Consider the following 16,158-nt stretch of genomic DNA (forward strand, 5'->3'; position numbering starts at 1 on the left):
ACCCTGGCGCGCCAGCCGATCAGCGGGGCCGCTCCTCGCCGCCCGATCCCTCGCCCAGCTGGGCGTCGATCAGCGCGTCCTCGGCGTCCTCGTCGCGACCACCCCGGCGTCGGGGGGCGTCGGGGGCGGTCGGCGCCCGACGCGGGCGCGGGGTGTCGCGGGTGGGCCACAGCTCCACGCCGTTCGACATCACGGGGGGCGGGGGTGCCACAGGGGCCGCGTCGTCGAGCGCAGCCCGCTCGTCCTGCAGCTCCCGGCGGGCGCCGAGGCAGAACGCGATGAGGCCACCCAGCGCGAACGTCCACCACTGGAACGCGTACGACAGGTGCGACCCGGGGTCGGTGCTCGGCGGCGGGAGCTGGCCCGGCACGGGGGAGACCGCCGGGTCCTCCGACGTCATCGCCACATAGGCGTCGTACGTGTCGCCCTCGACCCCGCCGACGGCGAGCACCTGGTCGACCGAGATCGCCTGGACCTGCCCCGGCGGTGCGTTCCGGGTGGTGGCCGGCTCGTCCTGCCGCAGCCGCGCGGTGAGCGTGACGGACCCCTCGGGTGGGGCCGGTGCCGCGACGTCGGCGCTCGCGTCCTCGCCCGGATCCACCCACCCGCGGTCGACGACGAGCACCGAGCCCGCCTGCGTCGGAGTGGACGCGGTCCCCGCCGAGGCGTCCTCGACGACGAACGGGACGAGCACGTGGTACGCCGGGGCGCCGTCCACGGGCCGGTTGCGCAGCAGGACGGTGGCGTCCGGCTCGTAGTGGCCGACCACGGTCACGCGCTGCCAGACGTCGTCGTCGGTGAGCGCGGTGCCGGTGGCGGGCAGCACGGTGTCGAGCGGCACGGGGTCCGCCGACCAGTTGGTCTCGACCACGGCGATCGCCGCGTCCCGCCAGACGTGGCGGTTCCACTGCCAGCGGCCGAGGAACGTGCACGCGACCGCGACGACGACCCCGAGCAGGACCAGGCCGACGGCGCGGCGGGTCGCGGGGCTCATGACCCGGCGGCGGGCTCGAGCTCCGCCGCAGGGACGACGCCGCGCAGGAAGCCCCGCACGTCGAGGAACTGGCTGAGGTGTTCGCGGTGGTCGTCGCACGCCAGCCAGACCTTCCGGCGCTCCGGCGTGTGCAACGTGGGGTTGTTCCAGAGCAGACCCCACGTGGCGGTCGCGCGGCAGCCGCGGCTGCTGCAGACCAGCTCGTCGACGGCGTCGGGGACGGGGCCGAACAGGCTCACTCGCGACCGTCCTGGCGCTCGTCCGACGGTCCGAGCCCGCGGGGCCCGGTGCCGGGGCCGAGCTCGCGCGGCGTCATGAAGGAGACGTCCGAGTCGCTGCGCTCGCGGCCGGCGTTCGCGAGGAGCACCGCCGAGTACGGCAGCACGACGGCGGCGACGATGAGGACGAGGGAGGCCCACAACGGGATGTGGCCCCAGCTGAGGACGGCGCCGGCGAAGCAGATCACGCGGATCCCCATCTGGACGAGGTAGCGCTTCTGCCGGCGGGCCATGTCGTCGGCGAGCGCCTCGGGCGCCGAGGTGATGCGGTGGATCTCACCCGGGGGGACCTCCGGGTGCCGACGGTTGCTGCTCACCACCTGATGGTAGTCCGGCTGGGCTGAGGCGATGCTGAGGGACGGTGTTGTGCAGGTCCCACAACGTCGTGGGACGAACATGGGCGCGGACCCTGCCGTGACGTGCGGCGGACGTCGGATAGCGTCGTGTCCCGTGCCAGAGACTTCCGACAACACCAGCACCCCCACCCCGCGCAGCGTCCTCGTCACCGGTGCCAACCGCGGCATCGGGCGCGCGATCGCCGAGCGGTTCGTGGCGAACGGCGACAAGGTGGCCACGATCTACCGCTCGGGCGAGCTCCCGGCCGGCGTCCTCGGCGTGGTCGGCGACGTGCGGGACACCGCCAGCGTGGACGCGGCGTTCGCGCAGATCGAGGCCGCGCACGGCCCGGTCGAGGTGCTCGTCGCCAACGCGGGCGTGACGCGCGACCAGCTGCTCATGCGGATGACCGACGAGGAGTTCTCCGAGGTCCTCGACGTCAACCTCACGGGCGCCTTCCGCTGCGCCCGCCGTGCCAGCAAGGGCATGATCCGGCTGCGCCGCGGGCGGATCATCTTCATCTCCTCGGTGGTCGGGCTCTACGGCTCGGCCGGCCAGGTGAACTACGCGGCCTCGAAGTCGGCGCTCGTCGGGATGGCACGGTCCATCACCCGGGAGCTGGGCGGCCGGGCGATCACCGCGAACGTGGTGGCCCCCGGCTTCATCGACACCGACATGACGCGTGCGCTGCCCGAGGACAGGCAGAAGGCGTACCGCGAGTCGATCCCGCTGGGCCGGTTCGCCGAGCCCGACGAGGTGGCCGGCGTGGTCGAGTTCGTCGCCTCGGACGCGGCGGGCTACATCTCCGGCGCGGTCATCCCGGTCGACGGCGGCCTCGGCATGGGCCACTGATCCTCTTCCTGAAGCACGGCGACAACGAGAACGGAACGCACATGGGTCTGCTCGACGGCAAGAAGCTCCTGGTCACCGGCGTCCTCACGGACGGCTCGATCGCCTTCCACGTGGCGCGCCTGGCGCAGCAGGAGGGCGCCGAGGTGCTGCTGACCTCGTTCGGCCGCCAGTTCCGCCTCACGCAGGCGATCGCGCGCCGGCTCCCCAAGGAGGCGCAGGTCCTCCAGCTCGACGTCACCGACGCCGACGACCTCGCCGCCCTCGAGGGCCGCGTCCGCGAGGCCGGGTTCGACGCGCTGGACGGCGTCGTGCACTCGATCGGCTTCGCGCCCCAGTCCGTCATGGGCGGCAACTTCCTGGCCGGTGAGTGGGCGGACGTCGCCACCGCCCTGGAGGTCAGCGCCTACTCGCTGAAGTCCCTCGCCGTGGCCACACAGCCGCTGCTGGGCACCGGCGGGTCGATCGTCGGGCTCACCTTCGATGCCCGGTACGCCTGGCCGGTCTACGACTGGATGGGCGTCGCCAAGGCGGCCTTCGAGTCGACCGCGCGCTACCTGGCCCGCGACCTCGGCCCGCACGGCATCCGCGTGAACCTGGTCTCGGCCGGCCCGATCCGCACCACCGCCGCCAAGTCGATCCCCGGCTTCGAGGCGATGGAGGGCGGCTGGCCCGAGCGTGCGCCGCTCGGCTGGGACGCGTTCGACCCCGAGCCGACGGCCCGTGGGGTCGCCGCGCTGCTCTCGGACTGGTTCCCGGCGACCACGGGCGAGATCGTGCACGTCGACGGCGGCTACCACGCGATGGGTCTGTGACCCTGCGCACGGAGCCCGAGGGGTGGGACGCTGAGCGCGTGACGCCCGACACCGGCACCCGGCGACTGCTGCTGCTACGTCATGCCAAGGCCGAGCACCCGGACCTCATCGCGGACATCCAGCGCCCGCTCTCGCTCGTCGGTCGGCGTCAGTCGGCCAAGGTGGGGGCGGCGCTGGCGGCGGAGGACCTCGTCCCGGACCTCGTGCTGTGCTCGTCCAGCGTGCGGACCCGGCAGACGTGGGACCTGGTCCGTGGCTCGCTGGGCGCGGACCCGACCGTCCAGTTCCTCGAGGACCTGTACTACGCCGGGTCCCACGCGCTCGTCGAGCTGGTGCGCGCCGTGCCGCGGGACGTGCGGACGCTGCTGGTCGTGGGCCACGAGCCGACGATGTCGCAGGCGGCCGTCGTCCTGGCCGGGCCTGACTCGGACCCGACCACGCTCGCCCGTGTCCGGGTCGGCGTGCCGACGGCCAGCTGGTCGCTGCTCGAGGTGGCCGACTGGGACGAGCTGGTCAGCGGTGCGGCGTCCCTGCGCCGGCTCGCGATCCCGGAGTGAGCTCAGTACAGCTCGCGCAGCGCACGGGTGCGTCCTGAGTCGGTCGCGAGGTCGGTGCCGGCGCTGACGAGGTCGATGCCGCCGATCAGCGGCCGGCGGGCGATCTCGCGCACCGTGGGGTCGCTCATCGCACCCACGAGCAGCCCGGCGACGGACGCCCCGTCGACGACGTCGAACGGCCGCGCGTGGAACCGGGAGGTCCGCTCGGGCACGGCGGGCGTGACTCCGAGTCCGTTGTGCCGCCGCACCAGCTCCGCGAGGACCGCGCCGAGCCGCTCCTGCCGCTCCTCCCAGCCGCCGGCCGCCAGGGTGTCTGCCATGGACCGCCGCAGGGGCTCCGTCGAGGTGAGACGCGCGAGCGCCGTGCCGAGCCACTTGTCGTACGGCGCGTACCGGCGCTCCTGCAGGAACGCCAGCTGGCTCGCGGTCCGGCACACCCGGGCGGTGATCATCCGCGACCCGAGGTCGTCCCCGGCCATGCCGGCGCGCGGGGCGAGGTGCTCGTCCTGCCCGATCGCCGACCACGCCGCGGCCTGCTGGTAGAGCCAGACGTCCCGCGGGTAGAACCGCAGGCGCGCACGGACGGCCTCGAGACCGAGGTCGTCGTGGAAGACGGCGCCGGCGGTGATCGAGAGCAGCCGTTGCTGGGGCACGACGAGCCAGTCCGCCGGCGTCACGGGGTCGACCGGACCGAGCACGCGGCCGAGCAGGGAGTCGAGCGTGAGGATCTCGACACGGTGGTCGGCGCCCCCGGGGCCTCGCGTGCCGTCCGGTGCCGGTGCTGCCGCTCCCGTGGTCCAGCCGGCGATCGCGGCGGGCAGGCGGCCGCGGAGCTCCGCGTGCAGGCCGGCGCCGTGCGCGGCGTGGTCCGACTCCGACAGGAGCAGCTGCAGCCGCGGGCCCCAGTCGTGGTCGGTCGACGTGAGATCGTCGAACCCGAGCACGTCGGAGCCCGGCCCGACGAGCGCGGCCGTGTGCGGGAGGTCGCGCGCGACGAGGATCGGGCGGACCTCGTCGTACAGCAGCCGTGCGAGGTCCAGACCCGGCACGAACTCGCTCACCGCGCGAAGACCGGGAGGTCGAGCACGGCGTCCAGCCGGTCCCGGACCACCGCGTCGGCGGCCTCGCAGACCAGCGGCTTGGCGTTGTAGGCGATGCCGAAGCCGGCCGCCGCGAGCATGTCGAGGTCGTTGGCGCCGTCGCCGATCGCGATCGTGCGCTCCATCGGGATCCCCACGGACGCGGCGTACTCCCGCAGCGTCTCGGCCTTGGCGGCTCGGTCCACGACGGCGCCGCTGACCCTGCCGGTGAGGTGACCGTCGACGACCTCGAGCGCGTTCGCCCTGGTCAGCGTGATGCCGAGGGTCGCGGCGAGCGGGCGGACGATCTCGATGAACCCGCCGGAGACGAGCCCGACGGGCCACCCCCGGGCGTCCAGCTCGGCGACGAGCTCGCGCGCGCCGGGGGAGAGCTCCACCTCGGCGAGCACGTCCGCCAGCACCGACTCCGGCAGGCCCGCGAGCGTGGCCACGCGCTCGTGCAGCGACGCGGCGAAGTCGATCTCGCCCCGCATGGCGCGCTCGGTGATCTCGGTGACGAGCTCCTCGGAGCCCGCGCGCGCCGCGAGCATCTCCACGACCTCACCCGTGATGAAGGTCGAGTCGACGTCCATGACGACGAGGCGGGGCTGGGGGACGCTCACGGAACCGCAGGGTAGTGCCGGGCACGGGGTGGCCGTGCCGACGGCTCACTCCTCGATGATCGTGCCCTTCGGGACGACGGTGATGCCCGACTCCGTGACGGTGAAGCCGCGCGCCCGGTCGTGGTCGTGGTCGAGCCCGATGCGGACGCGCTCGGGGACGACGACGTTCTTGTCGATGATCGCCCGGTGGACCTGGGCGTACCGGCCGATGTGGACGTCGTCGAAGAGCACCGAGTCCGTGACCTGCGCCCACGAGTGCAGGCGGACGCCGGGCGAGAGCACCGACCCCGACACGGTCGCGCCGGAGACCAGCACGCCCGGCGAGACGACCGAGTCCACCGCGTGGCCGAGCCGGCCCGCGCCGGCGTGGATGAACTTGGCGGGCGCCAGACTGGTGTAGCCGCTGTAGAGCGGCCACTCGTCGTTGTAGAGGTTGAACACCGGCTCGATCGAGATGAGGTCGATGTTCGCCTCGTAGAACGCGTCGATCGTCCCGACGTCGCGCCAGTAGTCGCGGTCGCGCGGCGTGGAGCCGGGGACGTCGTTGCGCAGGAAGTCGTAGACGCCGGCGGTGCCGCGCTCGACGAAGTACGGGGCGATGTCGCCGCCCATGTCGTGCCGCGAGCTCACGTTCTCGGCGTCGGCGGTGACTGCAGCGACGAGCGCGTTCGCGTTGGCCACGTAGTTGCCCATCGACGCGAGGATCTCGCCGGGGGAGTCGGCCAGGCCGACCGGGTCCGTCGGCTTCTCGCGGAACGCGGCGATGCGGGTCGGGTCCGTCGGGTCGACCTCGATGACGCCGAACTGGTCGGCCTCCTCGATGGGCTGGCGGATGGCGGCGACGGTGAACTCGGCGCCGGAGGCGATGTGGGCGTCGACCATCTGGGAGAAGTCCATGCGGTAGACGTGGTCCGCGCCGACCACGACGACGATGTCGGGTCGCTCGTCCTCGATGATGTTGAGGCACTGGTAGATCGCGTCCGCGCTGCCCAGGTACCAGTGCTTGCCCACGCGCTGCTGCGCCGGGACGGCCGCGACGTAGTTGCCGAGCAGCGGCGACATGCGCCACGTCTTGGACACGTGCCGGTCGAGGCTGTGCGACTTGTACTGCGTCAGCACGATGACGTGCAGGTACCGCGAGTTGATGACGTTCGACAGGGCGAAGTCGACGAGCCGGTACAGCCCCCCGAAGGGCACCGCCGGCTTGGCACGGTCGGCGGTGAGGGGCATCAGTCGTTTGCCCTCCCCACCTGCGAGGACGATAGCGAGGACGCGCGGCGCTGCCATGGCTACGACCCTAGGCCCCCGACGCGGTCCCAGCGAGGCGTGTTCCGCCCGGCGCGCTAGCGTGTCGGCGGGAGAACCGGTCGTCGGTGCCGGTGACGAGGGGATGGTTGAAGTGCGTGTCGACCTGCTGACCCGGGAGTACCCGCCGTTCATCTACGGCGGCGCAGGCGTCCACGTCGCGGGGCTCTCCCGCGTCCTCGAACGGACGATCGACGTGCGCGTCCACTGCTTCGACGGTCCGCGCGACGCCCCGGGTGTCACCGGGTACTCGGTGCCCACCGAGCTCGCTGCGGCCAACTCGGCGCTGCAGACGTTCGGCATCGACCTCGAGATGGCCGACGCGGTCGGCAAGGTCGGCGCCGACGGCATCGCGTCCGACCTGGTGCACTCCCACACCTGGTACGCCAACCTGGGCGGCCACCTGGCCGGCCTGCTGCACGGCCTGCCCCACGTGGTCAGCGCGCACAGCCTCGAGCCGCTGCGGCCGTGGAAGGCCGAGCAGCTGGGCGGTGGCTACGCCCTGTCGAGCTGGGCGGAGAAGACCGCGTACGAGGGTGCGGCCGCCGTGATCGCGGTGAGCGGGGGGATGCGCGACGACATCCTGCGCGCGTACCCCAAGGTCGACCCGGCGTTGGTCAAGGTGGTGCACAACGGCATCGACCTGGACCAGTGGCAGCGACCGACCGACGACGAGGCGGTCGCCCGGGCCGACGTGACCGTGCGTGCGCTGGGCATCGACCCGTCCCGGCCCGCCGTGGTGTTCGTCGGCCGGATCACCCGGCAGAAGGGCCTGCCGTACTTCCTGCGCGCGGCCGAGCTGCTGCCGCCGGACGTCCAGGTGGTGCTCTGCGCCGGAGCGCCCGACACCCCGGCGATCATGGCTGAGGTCACGGGCCTGGTCGACCTGCTGCGGACGAAGCGGTCGGGCGTGGTGTGGATCGAGCAGATGCTGCCGCGCGACGAGCTCATCGCCGTCCTCATGCACGGCACCGTGTTCGCCTGCCCGTCGATCTACGAGCCCCTGGGCATCGTCAACCTCGAGGCGATGGCCGTGGGGCTGCCGGTCGTCGGGACGGCCACGGGCGGCATCCCCGAGGTGATCGACGACGGCGTCACGGGGCGGCTGGTGCCGATCGACCAGCTGCAGGACGGCACGGGGACCCCGGTGGACCCGGACCGGTTCGTCGCGGACCTGGCGGCGGCCTTCACCGACGTGCTCGGCAACACCGCGCGGACCGCGGAGTGGGGGATCGCGTCGCGCCGGCGGGTCGAGGACCACTTCACGTGGGAGGCGATCGCCGAGCGGACGCTCGAGGTGTACAGGGGGGCGTTGGCCTGACGGGCTCAGGGGCGTTGGCCTGACGTGCCCAGCGGCTCCGGCCTACGGGCTGAGCTGGGACGACGCCGCAGCCATCGCCCGACGGGCCATGCGGTCGACCTCGCGCAGCGCCGTGGAGCGCTGGTCCGCCTGCCACAGGTTCACCGCCGCGCCGTCGTCCTGGGTGGCCAGCGCGACGATGGCGCGCAGCCGTGCGGCGCTGGACAGCACGCGGACCCGGCGGCCGTCGAGCCCGTCCGGCAGCCGCCAGGCCGGCAGTTCGAGCTCGCGCAGCGCGGCGACCGTCTCGGCCGCGTCGGGCCGCCAGCGGGCGATGTCGAGCTTCACCAGCGCCTCCGTCGCCTGCAGCAGCCCCTGGCGCAGCTCACGCTCGGCGTCCTGGAGCGTCCCGGTCCGGGCGTGCGCCGCGTGCCGCCAGTCGGGGACGTCCGAGACTTCCCACGTCACCAGGTGCCCGGGCTCGAGGTCGGAGCCGAAGCGCTCGACGACGGGCACGGCCACGAGGCACGCGGTCGGGGTGCGGACGAGCACGGCCTCGCCGGCCTCCGTCGCGGCCGAGCTCACCGCTGCGGGCGTCGGCCCCGGGTCGCCCGGCACGGGCAGGACGGCCGCCACGTCGCGCGGTGAACCCGCGCACGCGTCCAGCAGCGTGCCCAGCGGCTCGTCGGTGATGTCGTCGCGCAGGGGGTCGTCCGCGGCCGGCCGGCGCTGGACCGTGTGCGGCTCGTCGTCGGACTGCACGGCGTCGACGAGCACGGAGCGATCGGCCTTGTCGTCCGACAGCCACAGGGCGAGCAGCACGGAGCGGGGGAGCTCCAGGATGAGGTCCACCGGACAACCGTAGATCGTGACCCAATGCACGGCCGAGCGGCCCGTCGCAGCCCGCCCACGTGCGGCTCGACGGTTAGGGTCATGCCCATGACCGACGTGCTCGACCTGCAGGCCGTGACGATCCGCCGGGGAACGACGACGATCCTCGACGAGGTGACGTGGACGGTCCGCGAGGGTGAGCGGTGGGTGGTGCTCGGCCGCAACGGCGCCGGCAAGACCACGCTGCTCCAGGTCGCCTCCGGGCGCATGCACCCGAGCAGCGGGACCGCGGACCTGCTGGGCTCGCGGATGGGCCGGGTCGACGTCTTCGAGCTGCGCCCCCGCATCGGCCTGTCGAGCGCGTCGCTGGCGGACCGGATCCCGGCGGGTGAGCGGGTCAAGGACGTCGTGCTCACCGCCGCGTACGGCGTGACGGGCCGCTGGCGCGAGGAGTACGAGTCGCTGGACGAGTCGCGCGCCACGGACCTGCTCGCCGCCTTCGGGGTGGCGCACCTGTCCGACCGGTACTTCGGGACCCTGTCCGAGGGTGAGCGCAAGCGCGTGCAGATCGCGCGCTCGCTGATGACCGACCCCGAGCTGCTGCTGCTCGACGAGCCGGCCGCCGGGCTGGACCTCGGGGGGCGCGAGGAGCTCGTCGCGGCGCTGGCGGAGCTGGCGGCCGACCGCCGTTCGCCGGTGCTGGTGCTGGTCACGCACCACGTCGAGGAGATCCCGCCCGGCTTCACGCACATCCTGCTGCTGCGCGAGGGCAAGGCGTTCGCGCAGGGGCCGATCGACCAGGTGCTCACGCCGGAGACGCTCTCGGGCGCCTTCGACCTGCCGCTGGTCGTCGACAGGATCGGCGGCCGTTGGGCCGCTCGGGCGGACTCGTCACAGGGTTGAGGTTGCGCCAACCCTTCGCAAAGAAAAAGCCTAGTATCGATGGGGACGCGGGATCCATCGACGGACTCCGCCCCGACCGAGGGAGTGGGCCCCGATGGGTTGGCTGTGGTGGATCGGTGCGGCGCTCGTGCTGGGCATCCTCGAGATGCTCTCGCTCGACCTGGTGCTCATCATGTTCGCCGGCGGAGCCTTGGCGGGAGCCGCAGCCTATGGGCTCGGCGCCCCGGTCGGCGTCCAGATCATCGTGGCGGCCTTGACCTCGGTGGTCCTGCTGGCCACGCTGCGGCCGTTCCTGCTCAAGCGCCTGCGTGAGCGCACCCCGCTGATCGAGACGAACTCGGCCGCGCTCGTCGGGCAGGAGGCGGTCGTCGTCTCGACCGTCACCGTCGAGGGGGGCCGCGTGAAGCTCAACGGCGAGGTCTGGAGCGCGCGCGTCGACGTCGCGCAGGCGATCCCGCCGGGCACCGAGGTGCGCGTCTCGCGCATCGACGGCGCGACCGCGGTCGTCGCGCCCGTCGCGGGCCTCTGACGCAGACCCCATCGACGTTCGACCCGCGGGCAGCGAGTCCGCGCCAATTCAGGAGGCTTGATGTTCTTGGACAACGTTGGCTCGGGCACGATCGCCGCCTACATCGTCGGCGCTCTGATCCTGCTGTTCGTCATCACCGCCCTGGTGCGGGCGGTGCGGATCGTGCCGCAGGCGACCGCGGTGGTCGTCGAGCGGCTCGGGCGGTACTCACGGACGCTGGACGCCGGCCTGCACCTGCTCATCCCGTTCGTCGACCGGGTGCGCGCGAGCGTCGACCTGCGCGAGCAGGTGGTGTCCTTCCCGCCGCAGCCTGTGATCACGTCCGACAACCTCGTGGTCAGCATCGACACCGTCATCTACTTCCAGGTGACCGAGCCGAAGTCGGCGGTCTACGAGATCGCCAACTACATCCAGGGCATCGAGCAGCTCACGGTCACGACCCTGCGCAACGTCGTCGGCTCGATGGACCTCGAGCAGACGCTGACCAGCCGCGACCAGATCAACGGCCAGCTGCGCGGCGTGCTCGACGAGGCGACCGGCAAGTGGGGCGTGCGCGTCAACCGCGTCGAGCTCAAGTCGATCGACCCGCCCGAGAGCATCAAGGGTTCGATGGAGCAGCAGATGCGCGCGGAGCGTGACCGTCGCGCCACGATCCTCACGGCCGAGGGCATCAAGCAGTCGCAGATCCTCACGGCCGAGGGGCAGAAGCAGGCAGCGATCCTCACGGCCGAGGGCAACGCCCAGGCCGCGATCCTCAACGCCGAGGGCGAGGCACGCGCCATCCTGCAGGTGTTCGACGCCGTGCACCGCGGCGACGCCGACCCGAAGCTGCTGGCCTACCAGTACCTGCAGATGCTGCCGAAGATCGCGGCGACCCCGTCGAACAAGATGTGGTTCCTGCCGTCCGAGCTGACCAGCGCGCTGGGGGTGTTCGCCAAGGGCTTCGGCGGCGCGTTCACGCCCGACGACAGCGGGCGCCCCGCCGGTACCTCGCCGCTCGGCGACGACCTGCCGCCGACGACGCTCACGGACCCGGCGGTGGCGCTGGCCGAGGCGCGGCGCGAGTCGGCGGCGGCGACGGCTGACGCGACCAGCTCGGGGACGCTGAGCGGGCGCCCGTTCGACCCGGGCGTCGAGCTGGGCCAGCGGCCCGGCAGGGGAGCGGTGCCGCCACGCGCGGCGCAGCCGCCCGAGCCGCCTCAGGACGCCCCCGGGGCGTGACGGGAAGGGGCCGGGTCGTCCGTCGACCCGGCCCTCACTCGTTGGTGGGGGGGCGTTCGCTCACAGCGAACATGGGTCGAGAACTTCCGGAGTGAGTGCTCACTCAGTTACCCTCGCCGGATGGAGATGGTCACCGGTGCCGTACGCGCGGGTCGGGCCGCGCCGTTGCCGCCCGACGAGCGTCGCGCCGCGATCCTGCTGGCCGTGCGACCCGTGCTGCTGGCCCGTGGCGCCGCGGTCACGTCGCGCGAGCTCGCCGAGGCCGCCGGAGTGGCGGAGGGGACGCTCTTCCGGGTGTTCACCGACAAGGTGACGCTCATCCGCGAGGCCGTGCTCGCCGCGGTCGACCCGGCCGACTCGATCCCGGAGATCGCGGCGATCGACCGGACGCTCCCGCTGCGCGACAAGCTGCTCCTCCTGATGACCCAGGCGCAGGCCCACGTGGGCGACGCGATGCGCTGGATGGGCCTGCTGCACGAGGTCGGGCGGCTGGAGCCGGCCGGGCCGACCCCGCAGAACCGCGAGGCCGCGATCCGGCAGTGGGGACTGCGGCAGCAGGCGGGGACCGCCGCCGTGACGGCCGTGGTCGCGGAGCTCCTGGAGCCCGACATCGGCGCGCTGCGCCTGCCGGTCGTCGACGTCATCGACCTGTTTAACACCGTGCTGATCGGAGCGACGATGCGTACCGTCGACGCCGCTCGCCGGGGGCTCGACACCGGACCGCCGGACCCGGAGAAGCTGGTCGACCTCATCCTCCACGGCGTCCTCGCCCCCACCCCGACCGACAGGAGCTCATGATGCTGATCAAGCTGCTCAGGGAGCATCTCAAGCCGTACCAGGGTGCGGTGGTCGCGGTGGTCGTGCTGCAGCTGGTGCAGACGATGGCCACGCTGTACCTGCCCAGCCTCAACGCCCGGATCATCGACGACGGTGTGGTGAAGGGGGACACGACCGAGATCCTGCGCCTCGGCGGCATCATGCTCGCGGTGAGCTTCGTCCAGGTGATCGCCGCGATCATCGCCGTCTACTACGGCTCCCGGACCGCCATGGCGTTCGGGCGTGACGTGCGCGAGCGGCTGTTCGGTCAGGTGCAGACGTTCTCGGCGCAGGAGGTGGCCAAGTTCGGGGCGCCGACTCTCATCACGCGCACGACGAACGACGTCCAGCAGGTGCAGATGGTCACGATGATGACCTTCACGATGATGATCATGGCGCCGATCATGCTGGTCGGCGGCGTGATCATGGCGATGCGCGAGGACGTGGTCCTGTCCGGCATCCTGCTGGTCTCCGTGCCGGTGCTCGGCCTGATCATCGGCCTGATCATCTCGCGGATGGTCCCGTACTTCCGGTCGATGCAGAAGCGGATCGACGGGATCAACCGGGTGCTGCGCGAGCAGATCGCCGGCGTGCGCGTGGTCCGCGCCTTCGTCCGTGAGCGCCGCGAGTCGCAGCGGTTCGACGGCGCGAACGCGGACCTCTACGACACGTCGCTGCGCGTCGGCAAGCTCATGGCTCTGATGTTCCCGTCGGTCATGGTCGTGCTCAACGTCACGAGCGTCGCGGTGCTCTGGTTCGGCGCGTACCGCGTGGACTCGGGCGCCATGCAGATCGGCCAGCTCACGGCGTTCCTGTCGTACATCGCCTACATCCTGATCGCGGTCATGATGTCGACGATGATGTTCGTGATGGTCCCGCGGGCCGTCGTCTCGTCGGAGCGCATCGGTGAGGTGCTCACGACCGACACGTCCGTCGTCCCGTCGCAGCACCCCGTCGGGCTCACGGGCAATCGGCCCGGCCTGCTGGAGCTGCGGGGCGTCGAGTTCCGGTACCCGGGCGCCGAGCGCTCGGTGCTGCACGGCGTCGACCTGGTCGCGGAGCCCGGCAGGACCACCGCCATCATCGGCTCGACCGGTTCGGGCAAGACGACCCTGGTGAACCTGATCCCGCGGCTGTTCGACGTGACCGGCGGCTCCGTGCTGCTCGACGGGGTCGACGTGCGCGACCTCGACCCGGACCAGCTGTGGACGCAGATCGGCCTGGTCCCGCAGAAGCCGTACCTGTTCGCCGGGACGGTGCGGTCGAACCTGGAGTACGGCAAGCCCGGGGCGTCCGACGAGGAGCTGTGGCACGCGCTCGAGGTCGCGCAGGCCCGCCCGTTCGTCGAGGCGCTGGCCGAGGGGCTCGACGCCCCGATCTCGCAGGGCGGCACCAACGTGTCCGGCGGGCAGCGACAACGGCTCGCCATCGCGCGCGCGCTCGTGCGCAAGCCGTCCGTGTTCCTGTTCGACGACTCGTTCTCCGCACTCGACTACGCCACGGACGCGGCGCTGCGCGCGGCGCTCGTGCCCGAGACGCGGGACGCGACCGTGCTGGTCGTCGCGCAACGGGTGGCCACCATCCGGCACGCGGACTCGATCGTCGTGATGGAGGACGGCCTGGTGGTCGGTGTGGGCACCCACAGCGAGCTGCTGGAGTCGTCGGAGACCTACCGGGAGATCGTGTACTCGCAGGTCAGCGTGGAGGAGGCGGCATGAGCACCGACGAGCGCCAGGCACCCGCACAGCGGATGCCCCCGCAGCGCCGCGGCCCCGGGGGCGGCGGTCCCATGATGAACATGGGCATGCCCGGGGAGAAGTCGATGAACTTCCGCGGGTCCGCCCGGCGGTTCCTGGGCGAGATGCGCGGCGAGCGCTGGCCCATGGTGGCGATCATCGCGATGGGCACGGCATCGGTGGTCCTGGCGGTCATCGGACCCAAGCTGCTGGGCAACGCGACGAACGTCATCTTCGCCGGCGTGATCGGCAAGCAGCTCCCGGCCGGGAGCACCAACGCCCAGGCGGTCGACGCCCTGCGGGCCGCGGGTCAGACGTCACAGGCCAACATCGTCGAGTCGTCTGGCGCGGTGCCCGGAGTCGGGATCGACTTCACGCACCTGCGCAACATCCTGCTGGTCGTCCTCGCGATCTACCTGGGCTCGTTCCTGTTCGGGTGGCTGCAGGGCCGCATGACGGCCGTCGTCGTGCAGCGCGTGGTCTACCAGATGCGTCAGCGGGTCGAGGCGAAGCTGTCCCGGCTGCCCCTGAAGTACCACGACGGCCAGCCGCGCGGCGAGCTGCTGAGCCGCGTCACCAACGACATCGACAACGTCGCCCAGACGCTGCAGCAGACGCTCTCGCAGTTGATCACCTCGGTGCTGACGGTCGTCGGCGTGCTCGTGATGATGTTCGTGATCTCGCCCCTGCTCGCGGTGATCGCGCTGGTCACCGTGCCGCTGTCCATCTGGATCGCGGGGGCGATCGCCAAGCGCTCCCGCCCGCAGTTCATGAAGCAGTGGGCCGTGACCGGCCAGCTCAACGCCCACATCGAGGAGATGTACACGGGCCACTCGCTGGTCACCGTCTTCGGTCGCCAGAAGGAGTCGGCGCAGACGTTCGCGGAGCGTAACCAGAGCCTCTACGAGTCGAGCTTCAAGGCGCAGTTCATCTCGGGGATCATCCAGCCGGCCCTCGGGTTCGTGGCCAACCTGAACTACGTGATCGTCGCGGTGGTGGGTGGCCTGCAGGTGGCGTCGGGCACGCTGACGCTCGGCAGCGTGCAGGCGTTCATCCAGTACAGCCGCCAGTTCACCCAGCCGATCACCCAGATCGCGTCCATGGCGAACCTGCTGCAGTCGGGCGTCGCCTCGGCCGAGCGCGTGTTCGAGCTGCTCGACGCCGAGGAGCAGGAGCCCGACCCGGTCGAGCCGGTGCAGCCGGTCCAGCCGCTCCAGGGCCGTGTCGCGTTCGAGAACGTGGCATTCAGCTACTCGCCGGAGAAGCCGCTGATCCGGGACCTGTCCCTGGTGGCCGAGCCGGGTCAGACGATCGCGATCGTCGGACCGACCGGCGCCGGCAAGACGACCCTGGTCAACCTCCTGATGCGCTTCTACGAGGTCGACGACGGCCGGATCACGCTGGACGGCGTCGACGTGCGGGACATGACCCGCGACGCGCTGCGCTCGCAGATGGGCATGGTGCTGCAGGACACGTGGCTCTTCGGCGGCACGCTCGCGGAGAACATCGCGTACGGCGTCGAGCACGCGACGCAGGACGAGATCGTCGAGGCCGCGGTCGCGACCCACGTCGACCGCTTCGTGCGCACGCTGCCCGACGGGTACGAGACCAAGGTCGACGACGAGGGCGCGAACGTCTCGGCGGGGGAGAAGCAGCTGCTCACCATCGCCCGCGCGTTCCTGGCCGACCCCGCGATCCTCATCCTCGACGAGGCCACGTCGTCCGTCGACACCCGCACCGAGGTGCTGGTCCAGCAGGCGATGAACGCGCTGCGGCACGGACGGACGTCGTTCGTCATCGCGCACCGGCTGTCCACCATCCGCGACGCCGACACCATCCTGGTGATGGAGGCCGGCGCGATCGTGGAGCAGGGCTCGCACGACGAGCTCCTCGCGGCCGGCGGCGCGTACGCGCGGCTGTACGCGAGCCAGTTCGCGGCCGCGGTGGCGCCCGTGGACTGAGCCCGCCCCTGTCATCACGGCCCCC

At 72.1% G+C, this 16,158-nt stretch carries 17 protein-coding genes; 10 read left to right on the forward strand and 7 right to left on the reverse strand.

All coding sequences use genetic code 11. The features are described 5' to 3' along the window. Window positions 1-19: 19 nt before the first annotated feature. The 3 genes from AC1DWH_RS17645 to AC1DWH_RS17655 are packed head-to-tail and all read right to left on the reverse strand — an operon-like array spanning window position 20 to window position 1,589. Window positions 20-994 (reverse strand): SURF1 family cytochrome oxidase biogenesis protein, encoded by a 975-nt coding sequence (locus AC1DWH_RS17645; protein WP_477094785.1) that lies wholly within the window; start codon window positions 992-994, stop codon window positions 20-22. After that, a complete protein-coding gene (locus AC1DWH_RS17650) occupies window positions 991-1,233 on the reverse strand; it encodes a hypothetical protein (protein ID WP_477094786.1) in 243 nt (80 codons plus the stop codon). Before AC1DWH_RS17650 ends, AC1DWH_RS17645 begins: the two co-directional genes overlap by 4 nt. Then, complete coding sequence (locus AC1DWH_RS17655) at window positions 1,230-1,589, reverse strand: DUF3099 domain-containing protein (RefSeq protein WP_477094787.1); 360 nt, start codon at window positions 1,587-1,589, stop codon at window positions 1,230-1,232. Before AC1DWH_RS17655 ends, AC1DWH_RS17650 begins: the two co-directional genes overlap by 4 nt. A gap of 133 nt (window positions 1,590-1,722) precedes the next feature. On the opposite strand from AC1DWH_RS17655, the gene fabG reads away from it, so the two are divergent. From fabG to AC1DWH_RS17670, 3 genes are read left to right on the forward strand one after another with little or no spacing between them, the layout of a single operon-like run. Beyond that, complete coding sequence (fabG, locus tag AC1DWH_RS17660) at window positions 1,723-2,460, forward strand: 3-oxoacyl-ACP reductase FabG (RefSeq protein WP_477094788.1); 738 nt, start codon at window positions 1,723-1,725, stop codon at window positions 2,458-2,460. 41 nt (window positions 2,461-2,501) lie between these two features. Further along, on the forward strand, window positions 2,502-3,272 hold the full coding sequence (gene fabI, locus AC1DWH_RS17665) for an enoyl-ACP reductase FabI (protein ID WP_477094789.1): 771 nt from the start codon (window positions 2,502-2,504) through the stop codon (window positions 3,270-3,272). Then, window positions 3,269-3,829 carry a SixA phosphatase family protein gene (locus AC1DWH_RS17670; RefSeq protein WP_477094790.1) on the forward strand — a complete coding sequence of 187 codons (561 nt, stop codon included), beginning with the start codon at window positions 3,269-3,271 and terminating at the stop codon, window positions 3,827-3,829. The genes fabI and AC1DWH_RS17670 overlap by 4 nt, the downstream gene beginning before the upstream one ends. A gap of 2 nt (window positions 3,830-3,831) precedes the next feature. Here AC1DWH_RS17670 and AC1DWH_RS17675 read toward each other — a convergent pair whose 3' ends face one another. The 3 genes from AC1DWH_RS17675 to glgC are packed head-to-tail and all read right to left on the reverse strand — an operon-like array spanning window position 3,832 to window position 6,818. After that, on the reverse strand, window positions 3,832-4,890 hold the full coding sequence (locus tag AC1DWH_RS17675; RefSeq protein ID WP_477094791.1) for a DUF4037 domain-containing protein: 1,059 nt from the start codon (window positions 4,888-4,890) through the stop codon (window positions 3,832-3,834). Next, the gene (gene serB / locus AC1DWH_RS17680; protein WP_477094792.1) at window positions 4,887-5,531 is read right to left on the reverse strand and encodes a phosphoserine phosphatase SerB; all 645 of its coding nucleotides are present in this window, start codon (window positions 5,529-5,531) and stop codon (window positions 4,887-4,889) included. Before serB ends, AC1DWH_RS17675 begins: the two co-directional genes overlap by 4 nt. Before the next feature lie 45 nt (window positions 5,532-5,576). Beyond that, complete coding sequence (gene glgC / locus AC1DWH_RS17685; RefSeq protein ID WP_477094793.1) at window positions 5,577-6,818, reverse strand: glucose-1-phosphate adenylyltransferase; 1,242 nt, start codon at window positions 6,816-6,818, stop codon at window positions 5,577-5,579. A 112-nt stretch (window positions 6,819-6,930) separates the two neighbouring features. On the opposite strand from glgC, the gene glgA reads away from it, so the two are divergent. Next, the gene (gene glgA, locus AC1DWH_RS17690) at window positions 6,931-8,157 is read left to right on the forward strand and encodes a glycogen synthase (RefSeq protein WP_477094876.1); all 1,227 of its coding nucleotides are present in this window, start codon (window positions 6,931-6,933) and stop codon (window positions 8,155-8,157) included. Between the two features lie 42 nt (window positions 8,158-8,199). On the opposite strand, the gene AC1DWH_RS17695 is transcribed toward glgA, so the two are convergent. After that, complete coding sequence (locus tag AC1DWH_RS17695) at window positions 8,200-8,988, reverse strand: hypothetical protein (RefSeq protein WP_477094794.1); 789 nt, start codon at window positions 8,986-8,988, stop codon at window positions 8,200-8,202. A gap of 87 nt (window positions 8,989-9,075) precedes the next feature. Here AC1DWH_RS17695 and AC1DWH_RS17700 point away from each other — a divergent pair, with 87 nt between their 5' ends. From AC1DWH_RS17700 to AC1DWH_RS17725, 6 genes are all read left to right on the forward strand, one after another. After that, window positions 9,076-9,870 (forward strand): ABC transporter ATP-binding protein, encoded by a 795-nt coding sequence (locus AC1DWH_RS17700; RefSeq protein ID WP_477094795.1) that lies wholly within the window; start codon window positions 9,076-9,078, stop codon window positions 9,868-9,870. Window positions 9,871-9,964: 94 nt separating this feature from the next. Continuing rightward, window positions 9,965-10,399 carry an NfeD family protein gene (locus AC1DWH_RS17705; RefSeq protein ID WP_456845412.1) on the forward strand — a complete coding sequence of 145 codons (435 nt, stop codon included), beginning with the start codon at window positions 9,965-9,967 and terminating at the stop codon, window positions 10,397-10,399. Window positions 10,400-10,459: 60 nt separating this feature from the next. Continuing rightward, window positions 10,460-11,620, forward strand: a complete 1,161-nt coding sequence (locus AC1DWH_RS17710) for an SPFH domain-containing protein (RefSeq protein WP_456845413.1) — start codon at window positions 10,460-10,462, stop codon at window positions 11,618-11,620. A gap of 120 nt (window positions 11,621-11,740) precedes the next feature. Continuing rightward, window positions 11,741-12,418: a helix-turn-helix domain-containing protein gene (locus AC1DWH_RS17715; RefSeq protein ID WP_477094796.1), complete on the forward strand. Its 678-nt coding sequence runs from the start codon at window positions 11,741-11,743 to the stop codon at window positions 12,416-12,418. Beyond that, window positions 12,418-14,154 carry an ABC transporter ATP-binding protein gene (locus AC1DWH_RS17720; protein WP_456845415.1) on the forward strand — a complete coding sequence of 579 codons (1,737 nt, stop codon included), beginning with the start codon at window positions 12,418-12,420 and terminating at the stop codon, window positions 14,152-14,154. The genes AC1DWH_RS17715 and AC1DWH_RS17720 overlap by 1 nt, the downstream gene beginning before the upstream one ends. Next, a complete protein-coding gene (locus AC1DWH_RS17725) occupies window positions 14,151-16,133 on the forward strand; it encodes an ABC transporter ATP-binding protein (protein ID WP_456845416.1) in 1,983 nt (660 codons plus the stop codon). Before AC1DWH_RS17720 ends, AC1DWH_RS17725 begins: the two co-directional genes overlap by 4 nt. The last annotated feature ends 25 nt before the right edge of the window (window positions 16,134-16,158 follow it).

Source organism: Cellulomonas sp. P2_F12 (assembly GCF_056403775.1).

What these genes read in the sequence shown, in the direction of transcription:
- AC1DWH_RS17715 (WP_477094796.1), top strand. Translation starts at nt 11,741, where the DNA reads ATGGAGATGGTCACCGGTGCCGTACGCGCGGGTCGGGCCGCGCCGTTG.
- AC1DWH_RS17645 (WP_477094785.1), bottom strand. Translation starts at nt 994, where the DNA reads ATGAGCCCCGCGACCCGCCGCGCCGTCGGCCTGGTCCTGCTCGGGGTC.
- AC1DWH_RS17710 (WP_456845413.1), top strand. Translation starts at nt 10,460, where the DNA reads ATGTTCTTGGACAACGTTGGCTCGGGCACGATCGCCGCCTACATCGTC.
- AC1DWH_RS17720 (WP_456845415.1), top strand. Translation starts at nt 12,418, where the DNA reads ATGCTGATCAAGCTGCTCAGGGAGCATCTCAAGCCGTACCAGGGTGCG.
- AC1DWH_RS17700 (WP_477094795.1), top strand. Translation starts at nt 9,076, where the DNA reads ATGACCGACGTGCTCGACCTGCAGGCCGTGACGATCCGCCGGGGAACG.
- AC1DWH_RS17705 (WP_456845412.1), top strand. Translation starts at nt 9,965, where the DNA reads ATGGGTTGGCTGTGGTGGATCGGTGCGGCGCTCGTGCTGGGCATCCTC.
- AC1DWH_RS17725 (WP_456845416.1), top strand. Translation starts at nt 14,151, where the DNA reads ATGAGCACCGACGAGCGCCAGGCACCCGCACAGCGGATGCCCCCGCAG.
- glgC (WP_477094793.1), bottom strand. Translation starts at nt 6,818, where the DNA reads ATGGCAGCGCCGCGCGTCCTCGCTATCGTCCTCGCAGGTGGGGAGGGC.
- fabI (WP_477094789.1), top strand. Translation starts at nt 2,502, where the DNA reads ATGGGTCTGCTCGACGGCAAGAAGCTCCTGGTCACCGGCGTCCTCACG.